Raw genomic sequence first — 16459 nt, forward strand, 5'->3', positions numbered from 1 at the left:
CCGGGAAATACAGCTCGCATCCGAGAGAGGAGAATCGCCATGAGTGATCACGACATGTTGGACGCCGCGCGCACCGCCGGACCGCCGATAGAGGAAGCGGTCCGAATATTCATGCTGCACTCGGAGACTTTCGCCGAAAGCGTCGCCGCCGGTTACCGGGACCCGTTCGCTGGTTACGTCGCCGGCCGCGGAGGTGTGCTGGGCGAGGCATCCGGCGTCACGGTCAGTTCGGTATTTGCGGTGTTCGAACCCACGTTCCTCGCCGCCCTGTGGGAACAAGGCATCGCGGTGCGCGGCGCGTCTGGCGCGGCAGAGCTTTACTGGGGTCAAGTCGCCGGCTTCGCCCGAAGGTATCTGGCAGCCGCCGAGGGGCTGGAGCGCATCGCCGCGCTGGGGGAAGAGATTACGGCGACGACGCCGGCCGCGGGCCTACCGCTGTACGCCGGCTGGCGCACTATGCCGCTGGCCGATGACGCCCCCGCGCGGGCGCTGCAGGTGATGTTCATCCTGCGGGAGCTCTGGGGCGGTGTGCATTTGAACGCCCTCACCATTTCCGGTGTCACCCCCGTAGAAGCACACATGCTCGGCAAGGGATATCAGTACACGAAGATGTTCGGGTGGCCCGAGCCGTTCGCCGACGGCGCGGACAACAAGGACCGCTACGCCGAGGTCGAGCAGACGACCAGCCGCCGGATGGCCGAGATTTTGGCGGCCGCCCTCGACGGTGACGAGGCGGACGAACTTGCCCGATTGAGCGCACGCGCCCTGGCGTCGCTGAAGGCGAGCGTTCCAGGCTGAGCCGAAGTGCGTAACTTGTAACCGAATCTGCGCGAGAGTGCATCCGAGCGACCGCTGAAGGTTGGCATCGGCTTCGTCCGCGCGAACACCACAGCGAGAACGAGATTTTGGCCGGTTGTCCAACGAAGCTAAGCTAGCGGTCTTGGGCGGTGGAGAACCAACCGGTGCACAGGTGGCGCCGTGGCAGGCGTCCCCGAGCGTTTTCGACCGATTCGCTAACGCCGACGCCTAATCTGTTCTCGGTGCCGATGTGGAACTCGGGCATCCCCTATGTCCTGAAACAGTGGATCGACAACGTGACCCAACCCGGCTGGGCGTTCGGTTTCGACCCAGAGCGCGGCTACACCGGACATCACCGGCAAGAAAGCTGCCGTCGTTTACACCAGTGGTGTCTATTCGCCTGGGGTCCCCACCAACTTCGGGTCCGATTTCCATCCACCAACAACGGCGACGCGGAAAAAGCAGCGCCGCTGAAAAGTGCGGAAGACGCCGGCCGTCACTTCTGAATCCGGTGACCTGCCGGCATACGCTCTACCCTGTTAACAGCTGCCGCAACGTGTTCCGGCCGTCGTCGTCGAGCGGCAGCAGCGGTCGGCGCGGATCCCCGACACCGACACCCAGCAAATCCAAACCGGCCTTGACGGTGGTAGCCAGCCCACCCGCGACGATGAACTTCAGCAATGGCTTGAGCTCGTCATAGATCGCCTGCGCCTTTTGCAGATCCCCGGCCCGCACGGCGTCGTAGAGATCGAGACAGGGCTGCGGACGCAAACATGGAGCGGCCGTGCACCATCCGGCCGCCCCGACCCGCAGCGCGTCGAGCACCAGCGGGTTGCTGCCGTTGTAGAACGGCAGCCGACCCTCGCTGAGTTCGGCGATGCGCTGCATTCGCGACAGGTCGCCGGTGGACTCCTTGACCATGGTCAGCCGCTCGATGGTCTCGAACATCCGCACCAGCAGCTCCGGGCTCATGTCGATCCCGCTGGTGGCCGGGTTGTTGTAGGCCATGATCGGAATCCCGATCGCGTCGCCGATGCTGCTGTAGTGCGCGACGATCTCGCGTTCGGCGAGCTTCCAGTAGGACACCGGCAGGATCATCACCGCGTCGGCACCGGCCTTCTCGGCGTAGCAGGCGCGCCGAATTGTCTTGGCGGTGGTCAGATCTGATACTCCGACCACGACGGGCACCCGGCCGTCGACGGCGGCGATCGTGGTGTCGACGACGGTGTCGAACTCGGACTCGTCCAGATAGGCCAACTCGCCGGTGCTGCCCAGCGGGGCGATCGCATGGACGCCGGCGAGCACCAGCCGGTCGACGAGCGCGGTCAGCGCCGCGGTGTCGATGCGGTCGGTCGAATCGAACGGGGTCACCGGGTAGGCGATGATGCCGTGAATCTTCGGCACTGCGGGCTCCTCAGTTGCTCAGTACGTCGGGGTGTCGGACCAGGGCGCGGCGCGCGTAATACGCGAAGTTCGCCCGGCTGCGTTCGCGCCGCAGCGTCCAGTCGTGGGCCTCGCGGGCCAGCCGCTCGGGCAGCTCCTTGATGGCGCCGGCTGCCATGGCGGCCAGTTGCAGCTTGGCCGCGCGTTCGATGAGCACCGCCAGCGAACAGGCCTCCTCGACGCTGGCGCCCGCCACGATCTGGCCGTGGTGCGCCAGCAGGATCGCCTTCTTGTCGCCGAGGGCAGCGCTGATGATCTCGCCCTCCTCGTTGCCGACCGGCACGCCCGGCCACTCGGCCAAAAACGCGCAGTCGTCGTAGAGCGGCGTGGTGTCCATCTGCGACACCACCAGCGGCACCTCCAGCATCGACAGCGCCGCCGCATGAAACGCATGGGTGTGCACGATGCAGGCCACGTCGGGCCGCGCCCGGTAGATCCAGCTGTGGAAGCGGTTGGCGGGGTTAGCCATTCCGTCCCCATCCAGCACGGCCAGGTCCTCGTCGACCAGCAGCAGGTTGGCGTCGGTGATCTCGTCGAACCCCAAGCCCAGCCGCTGGGTGTAGTAGGTCCCGGGCTGTTCGGCGCGGGCGGTGATCTGCCCGGCCAGACCCGAATCATGACCGGCGTCGAACAGCGCACGGCAGGTCAGCGCCAGCTTCTGGCGGGTGGTCAGGTTCGAATCAGCGACGTTGGCGGCCAGACTGTGCTGCGCGCGCCGCATCAAGTCGGCCTTGGAATCGGTGAACGTGGTTGCCATCGACGGCTCCGGTGAATCGTGGGTTAGGACACAGATGGCCATGATAGGAAACTTTGTGTCATCATGCAACCATGACAGCGCTATTGCGTGCGGTGCGCCGGCAACGCGGCTTCACACTGGAGACGCTCGCCGCGCAGACGGGGCTGACCAAGAGCTATCTGTCCAAGATCGAGCGGCGGCAGAGCACACCGTCGATCGCGGTGGCACTCAAACTCGCCCGCGCACTCGACGTCGACGTCGCGCAGCTGTTTTCCGAGGCCACCAACGAGAAGATCGCCGTCGACCGCGCCGTCGACCGCAGCGCCAGTACCGAACGTTACGTGGCCCTCGCGCCGGGAGTGCTGGGAAAGTCGATGTCGCCGTTCGTCGTTCGGCCCAACGGCCAAAACGCTGACGACCCCCGCCCGGCGCATGCCGGACAGGAATTCCTGTTCGTGCATGCCGGGTCCGTCGAGCTGACCTACGGCGATCAGATCGTCACCCTGGCCGCCGGTGACAGCGCCTACTTCGACGCGTCGGTGAGCCACAGCTTGCGTGCGGTCGGCGGCACACCCGCCGACGTCGTTGTCGTCGCTCACCAGGAACCGGACCCGCGGTGAGCTTTTCCGGCACTACCGGGCTTCGGTTCCCCGGAAGTCGCATCGGCCTCGTCGCGCCAGAACTGTGCCGAGCCGTCAGTCACAAGCCGCCTCGGGCGACGTCCTGAGAAGGCGGTTCAGCTTGTGTAGCAGTAGGAGTCGCCGGAGGCGTCGCCTCCCTGCAGTCGAATTTGGTGGACCCGCAGACCGCGGAAATCTTCGCCGTTCGGAAAGAACCGGTTGTCGGGGACCAGACCGCCGGTGGTGGTGTCGGCGTCGGGTTTGGCCAGCCACCCCAACGCCGTCAGGATAGAACACCTCATCCCAGGCGGCGTAGAGCGAACTGGTCACATAGACGCGGCGTCCGTCGCGGCTGATCTCCACCATCTGTGGCCCGCCGCTGAGGGGAAGGCCCGGGGCCGCAGGATGCGGTTCGCGTCGCACGATCCCGCCAAGGCGCAGCGACGCGGTCTCCCGGGGATGGAACGGCTCGCTGACGTCGTACTGCTTGAGTTCGCCAGTCCCCCAACCCGATACATACAGCCAGCGGTCATCGACCGACAAGTCGATGTCGGATACCAGCGGGGGCACGGCGCCGAACGGCTTAAGCGCGGGTGGCAGCTCATCGGCATCGGCCGGCTCGGCGGGGATGCTGATCACCTTGTCGACCGACCACTGGTCATATCGGCACACCCCTGCAGGGATGCGATCGTCATAGTCACAGAGAATGGTGATCCTGTCTCGCCCCGAACTGACCCGCCGAATGCTGGAACGCGGCGACCACCGCAACGTGCAAGCCCTCGAACGCGACGTCCGCGCCTGGATCGCCAACTGGAACATTAACCCAAAACCGTTCGTATGGACCAAGACTGCCGAACAGATCCTTCAGTCCATCCAGCGATTGATGAAACGAATTAAACGGCGCGGGACGCTAGAGACGGCAGCGATTAACGAGGCTGCTGAGCTCCGTTGACATGCGGTTGGGAAGCTGCAGCGGCACAAAATGCGTGGCCGGGAGCTCGACGTATCGGCTCCGTGGTGTCTGCGCGCTGGCCGCCCGCATTCGTTCCGCTGATGTGATCGCGTCCCACGTCCCGGCGATATAGGTGACTGGTATGTCGATCGAGCTCAGGTCCATCGGGGGCTGGTCGCCGACCGCGCGGGCGAGACGCGAATACCAGGGCCAATCGTGATCGGCGAACCGGCGCAGTACTCGAACCAGAGTTTGTCCGTGAATGACGTCGAGGCCGAACGTGGCGACTCCTCGTGTGTCAAACCCATGCTCGGGCGAACCGGGTAATACGTCGCCGAGCCGATTGAGGACCGGCCCGAGGTACCGCATCAAGTGGGATCCCACCCGCCCGGCCCGCGGGCGCAGGAATCGTGGAAGAGGGTGAAGCAAGGCTTCGAAGGTTCCGCCGGGGACGCCGCCGACGGCGAGCACGCCGGCGATCCGCCGTTGCTCGCGCAGGGCTGCCTCAAACGCGATGTTGACACCGGCCGACCAGCCGATGACCACGGCTCGATCGATGCCGTAAGAGTCCATCACGGCGAAGAGATCGTCGGTGTGGTCGGAGATGGTGATCCGCGACTCGTCGGAGGGGCGATCCGACCCGCCGAGACCACGATGGTCCCACGTCACGACCCGATAGGTTTCGGTCTGCCGGTTGATCGTCGGCCAGGCGTCGTGAGGCGTGCCGAGCCCGTTGGAGATCAGCACGGGAACCCCGCGGCCCTCATTGCTCCACGACCGCAGACGAGTCCCGTCAACGGATGTGACCGATCGGTACCCCAACGCCTGCCCTGTCTGATGGTGTGTTAATTATCCTGCAGTCGATGGTAGATCGGCTGGCAGTCGCGGCCCGGGTTGCTTGCACCGCGATTTTTGGTGTCGAACGGGCTCCCTGACGTGCCTGGGACGGAAATAGTGGACAACGTGGCGGCGCCGCATACACGATATCAGCGGAACTTCCAGCCGGATGGTGTGACCGCAAGCAGGCGGAGTCGGGTAACCTGGGCGACATGCCGATTGACGAACCGATGCAGTCATGTAGCGGCAAACTCCCGTCGATAGCCTAATCGGCCGCACGGGTCCGGTTACCGGAAAGTGACGCTACCAACCGGATCCAGCTGACATCGGGCGCCCTACACGTGGAATCGAACGGCGATCCGCTCGGGCGCCTCATCTTGTGCGTACGTGGTTTATCGGCGAATTGCCGATCGTTCGATCCATTCGTGCCCGTACTGGTCGAGGCGGGCCACCACGTCGTCACCATGGACCTACGTGGTCGTGGGCGCAGCGAGATCAGCCCACCCGGTTCGTACGGCTGGGACAGCCACGTCCGCGATCTCCTCGAGATCGCCGATCTCTACGGGGCCGATTCGTTCGACGTGATTGGGCACTCGATGGGTGGCTTCATCGGAATGTCGCTGGCAGCCCAGTGTCCGCGGCGGTGTAGCCGTCTCGTCCTCATCCACGCCGCGGGCGAGCCTGAACCGAGCGCATTGCCGCCCATCACGAAATCCATCAGCAGACTGGGCCGGACATATCCGTCGGCACCAGATGTGCTGTCACACATGCGGGCCGCCGGCGCCATGACTCCGTGGGACGAATCCTGGGACAGCTACTTCGCGTGGGAGCTGGAACCGGTCGGCGACACCGTCCGGACTCGGACCGACTTGGCCGCGGCGGGCGAGGACAGCGCCTACGCATCGACGCAGGACGTTTATGGGATGTGGCCGCAGCTGCGCTGCCCCGTCCTGTTGGTCCGAGCCAGCAAAGGCCCATGGTCCCAGGCGGCGGCCTGGTGGTTTCACGGGCTGACGCCGAACGGTTCGCCGCAGAGGTCCGCTACGCCAGGGTGGTTGACGTCGACGCCGATCACTACTTCATATTGATCAGCCCTCCGGCGATCGGCGCCGTCGAACGATTCTTGACAACCGGGAGGCGGCATTCACCAAGAGCGGGTTCTCTGTGCGAGCCGACCACAGGCCGCCCTGCAGCGTGGCAGGATCGGTGTGCCGTTGCAGCCTAGACGCCAATCACCTTGTGCGCCAAGCATTCCAGATGTGACTGACACTTTTTCGCCTAGTGGGCCGTGGATCCTGGCGAATGGCGGCCCACCCCAGGCCGACGGCGACCAACACGGCGAGCGCGGCCAGCAACGGCCACGCACCCAGGGCGTCGACGCTGTGCGCCAGCCAACTTTGCGCCGCGCGGACAGTTTTGATAATTGGGTCCTCGGGGCTGGCGTGGGCGAAGTACAGCCGGATCTCGTAGTAACCGTAGTAAGTCACGTAGAGCCCGGTCAGCAATATGATGCTGCCGGCAATCCGGCCTACGTGCGGCAGGATTCGCCGCAACGCGCCAGTGGCCGTGGATCCGGCCAGGGCCACCGCGAGGGCGGCCACCCCAACGGTGAGGCTCATCCCGGCCGCATAGGCAACGAAGGCCAGGACGCCCGTGAGCGCCGATCCTTGCTTGAACGTCGTGCCGATCACCGCGAGAAACGGCCCGACCGTGCAGGACAGCGACGCGATCGCATAGCCGACGCCGTAACCGTACATCGACGGCAGCTGCGCGGTTGGCGCCCCGACCGACGCCTTCGGCAGGATGACGCTGATGTCTTTACCGGCCAGCAGCCATACCGCCATCACCACCAGCAGGACTCCGACGGCCACGGTGGCGAACGGCAGATACTTTTGCACCGAGGCGATCAGCGGTGAGATCACCAAGCCGAAAACACCGAACACGGTGACGAATCCGGCGGACATGGCCACCGTCGCCAGGCCCGCCCGGGCCAGCGCCGCCGACCGCGACGACTCCGCGTCACCGCCGGCGATCACCAGCCCCAGATAGCCCGGCAGGAACGCGAAGCCACACGGATTCAGCGCCGCCACCAGGCCGGCGCCCAGCGCGAAGCCGAGCGCCCCGGTGTCGATCACGGGCTGGTCAACGCCGTTACCCGCCGATTCAGGTCGGACTCAGCCAGCTCGGACTTGACCACGTCGATGCCGCCGCTCGGTCGGACGAACGCGAACGCGGGCTGTTCGACGACCCCGAATTTCATCCAGATCGATCCGGTCGTGTCGGCCAGCTGGGTGAATCCCTTCACCGGGTACTTGTCGACGAACTCCTTCATGGCGGCCACCTTGTCCTGCCCCGCCACGCCGACGAAGGTCACGGCCGGATGAGACGCAGCGGCCTGGCCGACCATGGCGGCTTCGCTTTGGCACGTCGAGCACCAAGGCGTCCAGAACCACAACACCGCGGGTTTGCCCACCAGACTCGCTCCCTGAAACGCCTGCCCATCGAGCGTTTTCGCGGTGAATTGCAGCTGAGCCGGAACGGCGCGGTCAGCGCCACCACCCGCTGCTCCTACGTGCGCCGGGCCAGCGGGCTGCGAGGCTACAGAGTGCCCACCGCACCCCGCGACGAGCACTGCGGCGGCCACCACACCGGCCGCCAAGCTGGAATACTTCATGCTGATCCTTTTACTCTCGGCACGACGATGGACGGCCACCCGACGGGCGGTGAGACGCCTGCCATCGCATTGTGTAGCCAACGAAAGTTGCGGTCCGCCGTTCAGCGGTCAGTCTCCGCGTGAAGGTTCAGGATTTCGACCGCCAAGTCGCGCATCTGGGCCTTGCGAACCTTACCACTAACCGTCGTCGGGAACTCGTCGACTACGTGCGCGTAACGCGGGATCTTGTAGTGCGCCACCTTCCCTGTGCAGAAGGTCCGCAGGTCCTCGGCGGTGAGTGGTTCGGCACCCTCTCGCATGCGAATCCACGCCATGATCTCCTCGCCGTACCTGCGGTCCGGAACGCCGATCACCTGGACGTCCAAGATGTCTGGATGGGTGGAAAGGAACTCCTCGATTTCGCGCGGGAAGATGTTTTCCCCGCCGCGGATCACGGTGTCTTTGATCCGGCCGACGATGCTAACGTAGCCCTCCTCGTCCATGACGGCCAGGTCGCCTGTGTGCATCCAGCGCGCGGCGTCGATCACCTCGGCGGTCCAGTCGGGCCTCTCCCAGTAGCCCAGCATCACCGAGTATCCGCGGGTGCACAGTTCGCCCGGCGTACCGCGCGGTACGGTTACTCCCGCGTTCGGTTCGACGATCTTGATTTCCAGGTGCGGGTGTACCCGACCCACGGTGGACACCCGCCGCTCGATCGAGTCGTCCGCAGTGGTTTGCGTCGACACCGGCGACGTTTCGGTCATGCCGTAACAGATCGTCACCTCCCCGACGCCCATCCGGTCCATGACCTGCTTCATCACCTCCACCGGGCATGGTGAGCCTGCCATGATTCCGGTGCGCAGGCTGGTCAGATCGAAGTCGTCGAACGACGGCTCGGCCAGTTCGGCGATGAACATCGTCGGCACCCCGTAAAGCGAGGTGCAGCGCTCGGCATGCACGGCTTCCAGCGTGGCCTTCGGCGCGAACAACGGCGCCGGGATCACCATGCACGCGCCGTGGCTGGTGGCCGCGAGATTAGCCAAAACCATACCGAAGCAGTGGTAGAAGGGCACGGGAATGCAGATCCGGTCGGCCTCGGTATAGCCGCACCGTTCACCGACGAAGAACCCGTTGTTGAGGATGCTGTGGTGACTAAGCGTGGCGCCTTTCGGGAACCCGGTGGTACCCGACGTGTACTGGATGTTGATGGGATCGTCGAAAGTCAACGTCGCCCCGACGCGCTCCAGCTGTCGCGGATCGGCCCGCCGGCCAGCGTCGAGCAGCGCATGCCAGTCCTCACCGCCGAGCAGCACGACTTCGTCGAGGGCCTCACATCGCGGCCGGACCTCGTCGATCATCTCGGCGTAGTCGGAGGTCTTGACCTTCTCGGCCGCGATCAGCATGGTGACACCGGCCTGGTTGAGGACGTACTCCAACTCGTGGGCACGGTAAGCGGGGTTGATATTGACCAGAATGGCCCCGATCTTTGCGGTCGCGTATTGGACGAAGGTCCATTCCGCGCAGTTAGGCGCCCAAATGGCCACCCGGTGTCCCTTGGCGATCCCGACCTCCAGCAGGCTCAACGCGAGCGCGTCGACCTCGGCGGCGAATTTCCGATAGGTCCAGCGCCGGCCGGTGTGGTGCTCAACGAGCGCCTCGCGGTCGGCGAACCGCCGCACGGTGCGGTCAAGGTTGTGGCCGATCGTGTCGCCAAGCAGCGGAACATCCGCGAGGCCCGACGCGTAGCTCAGGTTATTCGGCGTGAGTGATGACATCCCGGATGTTCCTCCCGTCCCGCAAGTCCTGGTAGCCCTCGTTCACCTGCTCGATGGTGTACCTCGTGGTGACGAGTTCGTCCAGCGTGAGCTGGCCGGCGTCGTAGGGCCGCAGCAGCCTGACGATGTTGTACTGCGGATTGGCCGACCCGAAGAGGATGCCCTTGATCGTCTTTTCGTAGAGCGTCATCACGCAGCCGGAGACGTGCACAGTCAGTTTCTCGGGATTCGCGAGGCCGGCGATCACTACCGTGCCGCCCTTGCCGATGGCGTTGAAGGCGTCGGTGACCACCTGCTCGCCGACGGTGCCCACCGTGATGATGACCTGGTCGGCCATTGGACCCCCAGGTCAGCTCGGAAACCTTTTCCGCGAACCTCCGCGGCGGTCGCCAAGGCGTGTGTCGCGCCGAAAGCCACTGCCGCGTCGCGCTTGAACTCGAGGGGATCGACCGCGATCACGTATTTTGGCCCCGCGTGCTTTGCCGCCTGGAGCGACCGGTCGCGCAGTACCGACAGGTTCCGCGATTCGGGATGAAGCTGCACACCACATGGTCGCCCGGCTTGACCTTCGTGACGCCGGCGCCGACGTCCTCGATGATCCCGGTGCCCTCGTGGCCACCCACAATCGGGAACCGGGGCGGCAAGTCACCGTCGGTGAGGTGCAGGTCAAAATGAGGCATGTGATGCACTAGTCGGTTACGGTGCCAGTGTGAGCGCTGGCCGCTACCGCGAACTGCTGGACCAGCTGAGGCCCGGCCGCGACCTGGATTGGCACGAGCTGATCCGCGACGCCAAACCCGTCGATCCGGTGCCAGTGGCGGCCACCGACCCGCTCTACGTCCTCCAGTGGGGCAGACCGAAGGCACTGTTGAGCGACTCTCTGGGTGAAGCGCACCCGCAAGTGGCGGTTAGAGCGCAACGAGACAAAACGAAGCAACTGCACCTACGAACTGAAGGCCGGCGATGACCCGCACACCCGAGGAAGTATTTGCCCACCACGCCCGAGCGCTCGGTGCGGGCGATCTTGACGACATCCTCACCGACTACCACGACGACGCGGTGTTCATCTCACCCGCTGGTGTGCTGCGCGGTAAGGACGGCATTCGCTCGGCGTTCACCCAGCTGCTCAGCGATGTGCCGCAAGCCGTTTGGGAGCTGAAGACCCAGACCTACGAGGGCGACGTGCTCTTTCTGGAGTGGGCTGCCGATTCGGCAATGTCGCGTGTGGACGACGGCGTTGACACGTTTGTGTTTCGCGACGGGTTGATCTGGGTTCAAACCGTCCGGTACACCTCTCGCGCTAAAGCATAAGAGAGCATCGGGACGGCGATTGCTACGGCCTCAGGTCGTTGTCGCAGCAGCGCCACTCGAATTCCTAGCTGATTCAAGCGCTTTAAAACTCCGTAACCGTAGGCTGTTACTGACTACGAAGAACGACGAAAACGCCATCGCGGCACCGGCCAGCATGGGGTTCAAGAGGCCGGCGGCCGCGAGCGGCAACGCCACGACGTTATAGGCGAAGGCCCAGAACAGGTTGCCCTTGATCGTCGCCAATGTCTTACGCGACAACCGAATGGCGTCGGGGACGGCGCGCAGGTCACCACGGACCAGAGTCAGATCGCTGGCCTCGATCGCGACGTCGGTCCCGGTGCCCATCGCCAGACCGAGATCCGCCTGCACCAATGCGGCCGCGTCGTTGACGCCGTCGCCGACCGCGGCCACCACCTTGCCATGCGCCTGCAGCCGCTTGATGGTCTCCACCTTCTCTTGCGGCAACACCTCCGCGATGACCTGATCGATGCCGACCTGCCGGGCGATCGTGCGCGCCGTGGCCGCGTTGTCGCCGGTCAGCATGATCGGCGACAAGCCCAGCGCACGCAGCTCGCGGACCGCCGCGGCCGATGTCGGCCTCACGGTGCCCCTGACAACCAACACACCGCAGACTTTGCCATCCACCGCGACGCCGACAGCCGTGTCGCCGTCGGCGTTGGCCCGGTGCACGGCCCGCACGAGTTCATCGGGTAGCTGCTGGGACCGCTCGGCGAGAAGGCGCTGCCGGCCCACGAGCACCTGGTGGCCACCGACAACGCCCTGCACCCCGAGCCCCGCCAAGTTGGTGAAACCGTCGACACCCGGCAGCTCGCCCACCTTCTCGCGGGCGGCCTTGACGATGGCCCTGGCAATCGGGTGCTCGGAGGCGTGCTCGACCGCACCGGCTAGCAGTAGCACGTCATGCGGCTGTTCATCGTTGGCGGTGACCACGGCGAGCACGGTCTTCGTGCCCGTCGTGAGCGTGCCCGTCTTGTCGAGGACAACCGTGTCGATGCGCCGGGCGGATTCGAGGATCTCGGGCCCTTTGATCAGGATGCCCAGTTGCGCGCCGCGACCGGTGCCGACCAAGAGCGCCATCGGCGTGGCCAGGCCAAGCGCACACGGGCAGGCGACAATCAGCACGGCCACTGCAGCGCTGAACGCCGTCGAAAACGATCCGCTGGTGGCGATCCAAAATGCCAGTGTCGCCGCCGACAGCGCGATGACGACCGGCACAAAGACCCCCGAGACCTTGTCGGCCAGCCTTTGGGCCGGCGCCTTGCCAGTCTGTGCGCGCTCGACCAGCTTTGCGATCTGCGCCAATTCAGTGTCGGAACCGATCCGATTGGCGCGCACCACGATTCGGCCGCCGACGTTCACCGTGGCACCGATCACCTGTTCGCCGGGACCGACCTCCACGGGAACCGATTCTCCGGTGAGCATCGACGCGTCGACCGCGGACGAGCCCTCGATCACGACACCGTCGGTGGCGATTTTCTCACCCGGGCGCACCACGAATTCGTCATCGACAGCTAGGCTGTCTATCGGGACGCGTTGTTCCACACCGTTTTTCCGCACCGCCACATCCTTAGCGCCGAGTTCCAGCAGCGCCCGTAGCGCCGCCCCCGCCCGCCGCTTGGCGCGGGCCTCGAAGTAGCGGCCCGCGAGGACGAATGTGGTGACGCCCGCGGCCGCTTCGAGGTAAATGCTGCCCGTACCGTCGGTGTGGCAGACGGCGAAGTCGAACGAATGCTTGACGCCCGGCAGTCCGGCCGTGCCCCAGAACAGCGCATAGACCGACCAGCCGAACGCCGCAAGGGTTCCCATCGAGATCAAGTTGTCCATCGTCGCGGTGCCGTGACGCAGGTTCGCCCATGCCGCTTTGTGGAACGGCAACCCGGCCCATCCCACGACAGGCGCGGCCAGTATCAGGGACAACCACTGCCAGTTGGTGAACTGCAGCGCAGGGGTCATCGCCATCGCGATCACGGGGGCCGAGAGCAGCGCCGACACCAGAAACCGTCGGCGCAGCGCAGCCGTTGGACCAGACTCGGCCGAGGACCTGGCCTCGTCGCGCGGCAGCGGGCTGAGCTGGGGAAGTTCAGCTTTGTAGCCGGCTTCTCCGACGGTGGCCACCAGTTGCTCGGGTGTAACAGCGCCAGTGTATGTGACGTTGGCTTTCGAGGTTGCGAAGTTAACGGACGCCGTGACGCCGTCGATGCCGTTAAGCCGCTTCTCTAATCGGGCCGCGCACGAGGCGCACGACATTCCGTCGACGAGTATCTGCACTTCGCGGCTGGATGTGTTGGTGCTGAGGTTCATGGGGCGTTTCCGTCCGCGGACTTCGCCTGATTGGTTGGAACGTGAGCTTCGCCCGCCCCTTTCGGCAGTTTCGCGCCTCCGGTCGGCGGAGGGTTGCCAACGCGATCGACCGGTGCTCGCCTGTGCGGCGTTCCGGTCACGGTCGGCGTCGGGCGGGCGTTCGCCGTCGGCTCTGACGGGCACTGGTGCTCACATCTCCCTTCCGGCGCGCGGCGACGCACTTCGTGCAAATGACGTTCAGCGTGTCAGCGTCACGTATCCGGTTCTCCCCTGCTACCATATGCCGTCCCGCAGCACCCCAAAGTTCCCGACCAACTCCAGGCGTCTTTAGGCGGGTGGCGTTTTTCGGTGGGTGGTGTTTTGCAGTCCTTCGTCCGGCACGGATCGCAAAATTCGTTACTTGATTTGCCTCACTGGGCTTGACCCCGTCTGCTGGACACACGGTCAGGCGGCTTGTGCCGTATGACTAAATCGGTTCTCGAACCGGCCGGCGCGAATCATACCTAACCGGGGCTTCGCCCCAGCCCGACGAGGCATGTCGTTGGTCACTGTTGGTTTGGGGGCTGCGGTCGGCGGGTGAAGACCGTGACCGACGGACCGGCCCGGTGGATGAACCGTCATAACGGTTGGTTGGCCGACTGGCCGTCCCATCTCCGTCCGGAGCCCATCATAAGGCGGTGCACCGGTTCGCCCGCGACCACGGGCTGCCCCGGGGGGATTTCGTCACGGGGCAACGCAAAGACGACATCGCCCACGAGCACTTGGCCCGGTTCACCGGTAGCGAGGGGGTGCTGTTCGTCGGGCGGCGCGCAGGAGAAGACCAAGCTGTTTCGCACCGAGAAACGCCGCGGCGCCCACGGTGATGCCTACCCGTGGATCGTGGCGTCCATAGGGAAGCGGTAGTCCGCGGCCCGGTCGCTCGCGGTGAATGGATGCGGCAGGATGGCCAGCCACTTGCGCAGCAGCGTGTCGATCTGGTCTTCGTCGAGATGATCGCAGATCGCTTGCAGCGCGGCCGGGTCCTCGACGGTGGCGAACCCGTTGTCCAGCGCGGTGAATCCGATCCCGGCCTTGGCGGCTTGACGCTGGCGACGCACCGGAATAGGTCAGGCACGTCGCTTTCTTGCACTCGGCATGGGTGAGTGCTAAGAATGACATTGGCACTCGCGACCAGTGAGTGCTAGGTCGGGACGGTGAGGCAGGGGCCGCGTCAGCGGGCACAACCCCAGCCGTCCGTCGCGGGCACTGCGCCCGGCCACAGACGTGTCATCCCCAATCGGAGGAATCACTTCGCAATGGCCAAGACAATTGCGTACAACGAAGAGGCCCGCCGCGGCCTGGAGCGGGGCCTGAACGCCCTCGCCGACGCGGTGCGGGTGACGTTGGGTCCCAAGGGCCGCAACGTCGTCCTGGAAAAGAAGTGGGGCGCTCCCACGATCACCAACGACGGCGTGTCCATCGCCAAGGAGATCGAGCTGGAGGACCCGCACGAGAAGATCGGCGCTGAGCTGGTCAAGGAAGTCGCCAAGAAGACCGACGACGTCGCCGGCGACGGCACCACCACGGCCACCGTGCTGGCCCAGGCGCTGGTCAGGGAGGGCCTGCGCAACGTCGCGGCCGGCGCCAACCCGCTCGCCTTGAAGCGCGGCATCGAGAAGGCCGTCGAGAAGATCACCGAGACGCTGCTCAAGGGCGCCAAGGAGGTCGACACCAAGGAGCAGATCGCGGCCACCGCGGCCATCTCGGCGGGCGATCAGTCGATCGGCGACCTGATCGCCGAGGCGATGGACAAGGTCGGCAACGAGGGCGTCATCACCGTCGAGGAGTCCAACACCTTCGGCCTGCAGCTCGAGCTCACCGAGGGCATGCGCTTCGACAAGGGCTACATCTCGGGCTATTTCGTCACCGACCCCGAGCGTCAGGAAGCTGTCCTGGAGGATCCCTACATCCTGCTGGTCAGCTCCAAGGTGTCGACGGTCAAGGACCTGCTTCCGCTGCTGGAGAAGGTCATCCAGGGCGGCAAGCCGCTGCTGATCATCGCCGAGGACGTCGAGGGCGAGGCTTTGAGCACCCTGGTCGTCAACAAGATCCGCGGCACCTTCAAGTCGGTGGCGGTCAAGGCCCCCGGCTTCGGTGACCGCCGCAAGGCGATGCTGCAGGACCTGGCGATCCTCACCGGCGGCCAGGTGATCAGCGAAGAGGTCGGCCTCGCCCTGGAGACCGCGGACCTCTCGCTGCTGGGCAGGGCCCGCAAGGTCGTCGTCACCAAGGACGAGACCACGATCGTCGAGGGCGCCGGGGACACCGACGCCATCGCCGGGCGGGTGACCCAGATCCGCCAGGAGATCGAGAGCAGCGACTCCGACTACGACCGCGAGAAGCTGCAGGAGCGGCTGGCCAAGCTGGCCGGCGGTGTTGCGGTGATCAAGGCCGGCGCGGCCACCGAGGTGGAGCTCAAGGAGCGCAAGCACCGCATCGAGGACGCGGTGCGCAACGCCAAGGCCGCCATCGAGGAGGGCATCGTCCCCGGCGGCGGCGTCGCGCTGCTGCAGGCGGCCCCGGTCCTCAACGAGCTCAAACTGAGCGGTGACGAGGCCACCGGCGCCAACATCGTCCGCGTGGCGCTGGAGGCTCCGCTGAAGCAGATCGCCTTCAACTCCGGGCTGGAGCCCGGCGTGGTCGCCGAGAAGGTGCGCAACTTGCCCGCAGGTCACGGCCTCAACGCGCAGACCGGCGAGTACGAGGACCTGCTGAAGGCCGGCGTTGCCGACCCGGTCAAGGTGACCCGTTCGGCGCTGCAGAACGCGGCGTCCATCGCGGCCCTGTTCCTGACCACCGAGGCCGTCGTCGCCGACAAGCCGGAGAAGGCCGGGGTTTCCGTCCCCGACCCGAACGCCGGCATGGGCAGCATGGACTTCTGAGTCCGCTTGCCCGAAGAGCCCGGTCCCCGAGTGGGGCCGGGCTTTTCCTTTCGCTTTCCGGCTGTTGTACTGGACGTTCAAACTGTCGGGA

At 65.5% G+C, this 16459-nt stretch carries 17 protein-coding genes and 2 pseudogenes; 9 read left to right on the plus strand and 10 right to left on the minus strand.

The features are described from left to right. Nucleotides 1–39 precede the first annotated feature (39 nt). Nucleotides 40–798, plus strand: a complete 759-nt coding sequence (locus M5I08_RS21085; protein ID WP_219067873.1) for an SCO6745 family protein — start codon at nucleotides 40–42, stop codon at nucleotides 796–798. 248 nt (nucleotides 799–1046) lie between these two features. Then, entirely contained in the window at nucleotides 1047–1304 is a 258-nt protein-coding gene (locus tag M5I08_RS21090; protein WP_249763421.1) for an NAD(P)H-dependent oxidoreductase, read from the plus strand. A 25-nt stretch (nucleotides 1305–1329) separates the two neighbouring features. On the opposite strand, the gene M5I08_RS21095 is transcribed toward M5I08_RS21090, so the two are convergent. After that, entirely contained in the window at nucleotides 1330–2202 is an 873-nt protein-coding gene (locus M5I08_RS21095) for a dihydrodipicolinate synthase family protein (RefSeq protein ID WP_219067872.1), read from the minus strand. A 10-nt stretch (nucleotides 2203–2212) separates the two neighbouring features. Then, nucleotides 2213–2998, minus strand: coding sequence for an aldolase (locus tag M5I08_RS21100; protein WP_219067900.1), 786 nt, complete (start codon nucleotides 2996–2998; stop codon nucleotides 2213–2215). 71 nt (nucleotides 2999–3069) lie between these two features. On the opposite strand from M5I08_RS21100, the gene M5I08_RS21105 reads away from it, so the two are divergent. Next, nucleotides 3070–3597 carry a helix-turn-helix domain-containing protein gene (locus M5I08_RS21105; protein ID WP_219067871.1) on the plus strand — a complete coding sequence of 176 codons (528 nt, stop codon included), beginning with the start codon at nucleotides 3070–3072 and terminating at the stop codon, nucleotides 3595–3597. A gap of 116 nt (nucleotides 3598–3713) precedes the next feature. Here M5I08_RS21105 and M5I08_RS21110 read toward each other — a convergent pair. Continuing rightward, a pseudogene (locus M5I08_RS21110) lies at nucleotides 3714–4257 on the minus strand (selenium-binding protein SBP56-related protein); the annotation flags it as partial. A gap of 46 nt (nucleotides 4258–4303) precedes the next feature. On the opposite strand from M5I08_RS21110, the gene M5I08_RS21115 reads away from it, so the two are divergent. Beyond that, nucleotides 4304–4549 (plus strand): hypothetical protein, encoded by a 246-nt coding sequence (locus M5I08_RS21115; protein WP_219067870.1) that lies wholly within the window; start codon nucleotides 4304–4306, stop codon nucleotides 4547–4549. Here the strand turns inward: M5I08_RS21115 and M5I08_RS21120 are convergent. Continuing rightward, nucleotides 4508–5296 (minus strand): alpha/beta fold hydrolase, encoded by a 789-nt coding sequence (locus M5I08_RS21120; RefSeq protein ID WP_249762941.1) that lies wholly within the window; start codon nucleotides 5294–5296, stop codon nucleotides 4508–4510. The two genes, M5I08_RS21115 and M5I08_RS21120, sit on opposite strands and share 42 nt — an antisense overlap. A 515-nt stretch (nucleotides 5297–5811) precedes the next feature. Here M5I08_RS21120 and M5I08_RS21125 point away from each other — a divergent pair. Next, on the plus strand, nucleotides 5812–6474 hold the full coding sequence (locus M5I08_RS21125; RefSeq protein ID WP_249762942.1) for an alpha/beta hydrolase: 663 nt from the start codon (nucleotides 5812–5814) through the stop codon (nucleotides 6472–6474). A 144-nt stretch (nucleotides 6475–6618) separates the two neighbouring features. Here M5I08_RS21125 and M5I08_RS21130 read toward each other — a convergent pair whose 3' ends face one another. The 4 genes and pseudogenes from M5I08_RS21130 to M5I08_RS21145 form a co-directional block, all read right to left on the minus strand. Further along, nucleotides 6619–7521: a cytochrome c biogenesis CcdA family protein gene (locus M5I08_RS21130; RefSeq protein WP_219067867.1), complete on the minus strand. Its 903-nt coding sequence runs from the start codon at nucleotides 7519–7521 to the stop codon at nucleotides 6619–6621. Further along, the gene (locus M5I08_RS21135) at nucleotides 7518–8060 is read right to left on the minus strand and encodes a redoxin domain-containing protein (protein ID WP_219067866.1); all 543 of its coding nucleotides are present in this window, start codon (nucleotides 8058–8060) and stop codon (nucleotides 7518–7520) included. Before M5I08_RS21135 ends, M5I08_RS21130 begins: the two co-directional genes overlap by 4 nt. A gap of 101 nt (nucleotides 8061–8161) precedes the next feature. Beyond that, nucleotides 8162–9814, minus strand: a complete 1653-nt coding sequence (locus M5I08_RS21140) for an AMP-binding protein (protein WP_219067865.1) — start codon at nucleotides 9812–9814, stop codon at nucleotides 8162–8164. Beyond that, nucleotides 9792–10488 (minus strand): annotated as a pseudogene (locus tag M5I08_RS21145) (zinc-binding dehydrogenase); the annotation flags it as partial. The gene M5I08_RS21140 and the pseudogene M5I08_RS21145, both read right to left, overlap by 23 nt. 35 nt (nucleotides 10489–10523) lie before the next feature. Here M5I08_RS21145 and M5I08_RS21150 point away from each other — a divergent pair. Both M5I08_RS21150 and M5I08_RS21155 read left to right on the plus strand, forming a co-directional pair. Continuing rightward, complete coding sequence (locus M5I08_RS21150) at nucleotides 10524–10781, plus strand: hypothetical protein (RefSeq protein WP_219067864.1); 258 nt, start codon at nucleotides 10524–10526, stop codon at nucleotides 10779–10781. Beyond that, complete coding sequence (locus M5I08_RS21155; protein ID WP_219067863.1) at nucleotides 10778–11125, plus strand: nuclear transport factor 2 family protein; 348 nt, start codon at nucleotides 10778–10780, stop codon at nucleotides 11123–11125. Before M5I08_RS21150 ends, M5I08_RS21155 begins: the two co-directional genes overlap by 4 nt. A 30-nt stretch (nucleotides 11126–11155) precedes the next feature. Here the strand turns inward: M5I08_RS21155 and M5I08_RS21160 are convergent, their stop codons facing one another. Further along, nucleotides 11156–13447, minus strand: a complete 2292-nt coding sequence (locus M5I08_RS21160) for a heavy metal translocating P-type ATPase (protein ID WP_219067862.1) — start codon at nucleotides 13445–13447, stop codon at nucleotides 11156–11158. 677 nt (nucleotides 13448–14124) lie between these two features. On the opposite strand from M5I08_RS21160, the gene M5I08_RS21165 reads away from it, so the two are divergent. After that, on the plus strand, nucleotides 14125–14310 hold the full coding sequence (locus M5I08_RS21165) for a hypothetical protein (RefSeq protein WP_219067861.1): 186 nt from the start codon (nucleotides 14125–14127) through the stop codon (nucleotides 14308–14310). 3 nt (nucleotides 14311–14313) lie between these two features. On the opposite strand, the gene M5I08_RS21170 is transcribed toward M5I08_RS21165, so the two are convergent. Beyond that, nucleotides 14314–14544, minus strand: a complete 231-nt coding sequence (locus M5I08_RS21170) for a hypothetical protein (RefSeq protein WP_219067860.1) — start codon at nucleotides 14542–14544, stop codon at nucleotides 14314–14316. A 198-nt stretch (nucleotides 14545–14742) separates the two neighbouring features. On the opposite strand from M5I08_RS21170, the gene groL reads away from it, so the two are divergent. Further along, the gene (gene groL, locus M5I08_RS21175; RefSeq protein WP_219067859.1) at nucleotides 14743–16368 is read left to right on the plus strand and encodes a chaperonin GroEL; all 1626 of its coding nucleotides are present in this window, start codon (nucleotides 14743–14745) and stop codon (nucleotides 16366–16368) included. Nucleotides 16369–16459: the final 91 nt, after the last annotated feature.

The organism is Candidatus Mycobacterium methanotrophicum (genome assembly GCF_023515995.1).
GTDB classification, from domain to species: domain Bacteria; phylum Actinomycetota; class Actinomycetes; order Mycobacteriales; family Mycobacteriaceae; genus Mycobacterium; species Mycobacterium methanotrophicum.

Excerpts from the sequence above, each read along its gene's own strand:
- M5I08_RS21085 (WP_219067873.1), top strand. The coding sequence starts at position 40 with ATGAGTGATCACGACATGTTGGACGCCGCGCGCACCGCCGGACCGCCG.
- M5I08_RS21090 (WP_249763421.1), top strand. The coding sequence starts at position 1,047 with ATGTGGAACTCGGGCATCCCCTATGTCCTGAAACAGTGGATCGACAAC.
- M5I08_RS21100 (WP_219067900.1), bottom strand. The coding sequence starts at position 2,998 with ATGGCAACCACGTTCACCGATTCCAAGGCCGACTTGATGCGGCGCGCG.
- M5I08_RS21105 (WP_219067871.1), top strand. The coding sequence starts at position 3,070 with ATGACAGCGCTATTGCGTGCGGTGCGCCGGCAACGCGGCTTCACACTG.
- M5I08_RS21115 (WP_219067870.1), top strand. The coding sequence starts at position 4,304 with ATGGTGATCCTGTCTCGCCCCGAACTGACCCGCCGAATGCTGGAACGC.
- M5I08_RS21135 (WP_219067866.1), bottom strand. The coding sequence starts at position 8,060 with ATGAAGTATTCCAGCTTGGCGGCCGGTGTGGTGGCCGCCGCAGTGCTC.
- M5I08_RS21140 (WP_219067865.1), bottom strand. The coding sequence starts at position 9,814 with ATGTCATCACTCACGCCGAATAACCTGAGCTACGCGTCGGGCCTCGCG.
- M5I08_RS21155 (WP_219067863.1), top strand. The coding sequence starts at position 10,778 with ATGACCCGCACACCCGAGGAAGTATTTGCCCACCACGCCCGAGCGCTC.
- M5I08_RS21160 (WP_219067862.1), bottom strand. The coding sequence starts at position 13,447 with ATGAACCTCAGCACCAACACATCCAGCCGCGAAGTGCAGATACTCGTC.
- groL (WP_219067859.1), top strand. The coding sequence starts at position 14,743 with ATGGCCAAGACAATTGCGTACAACGAAGAGGCCCGCCGCGGCCTGGAG.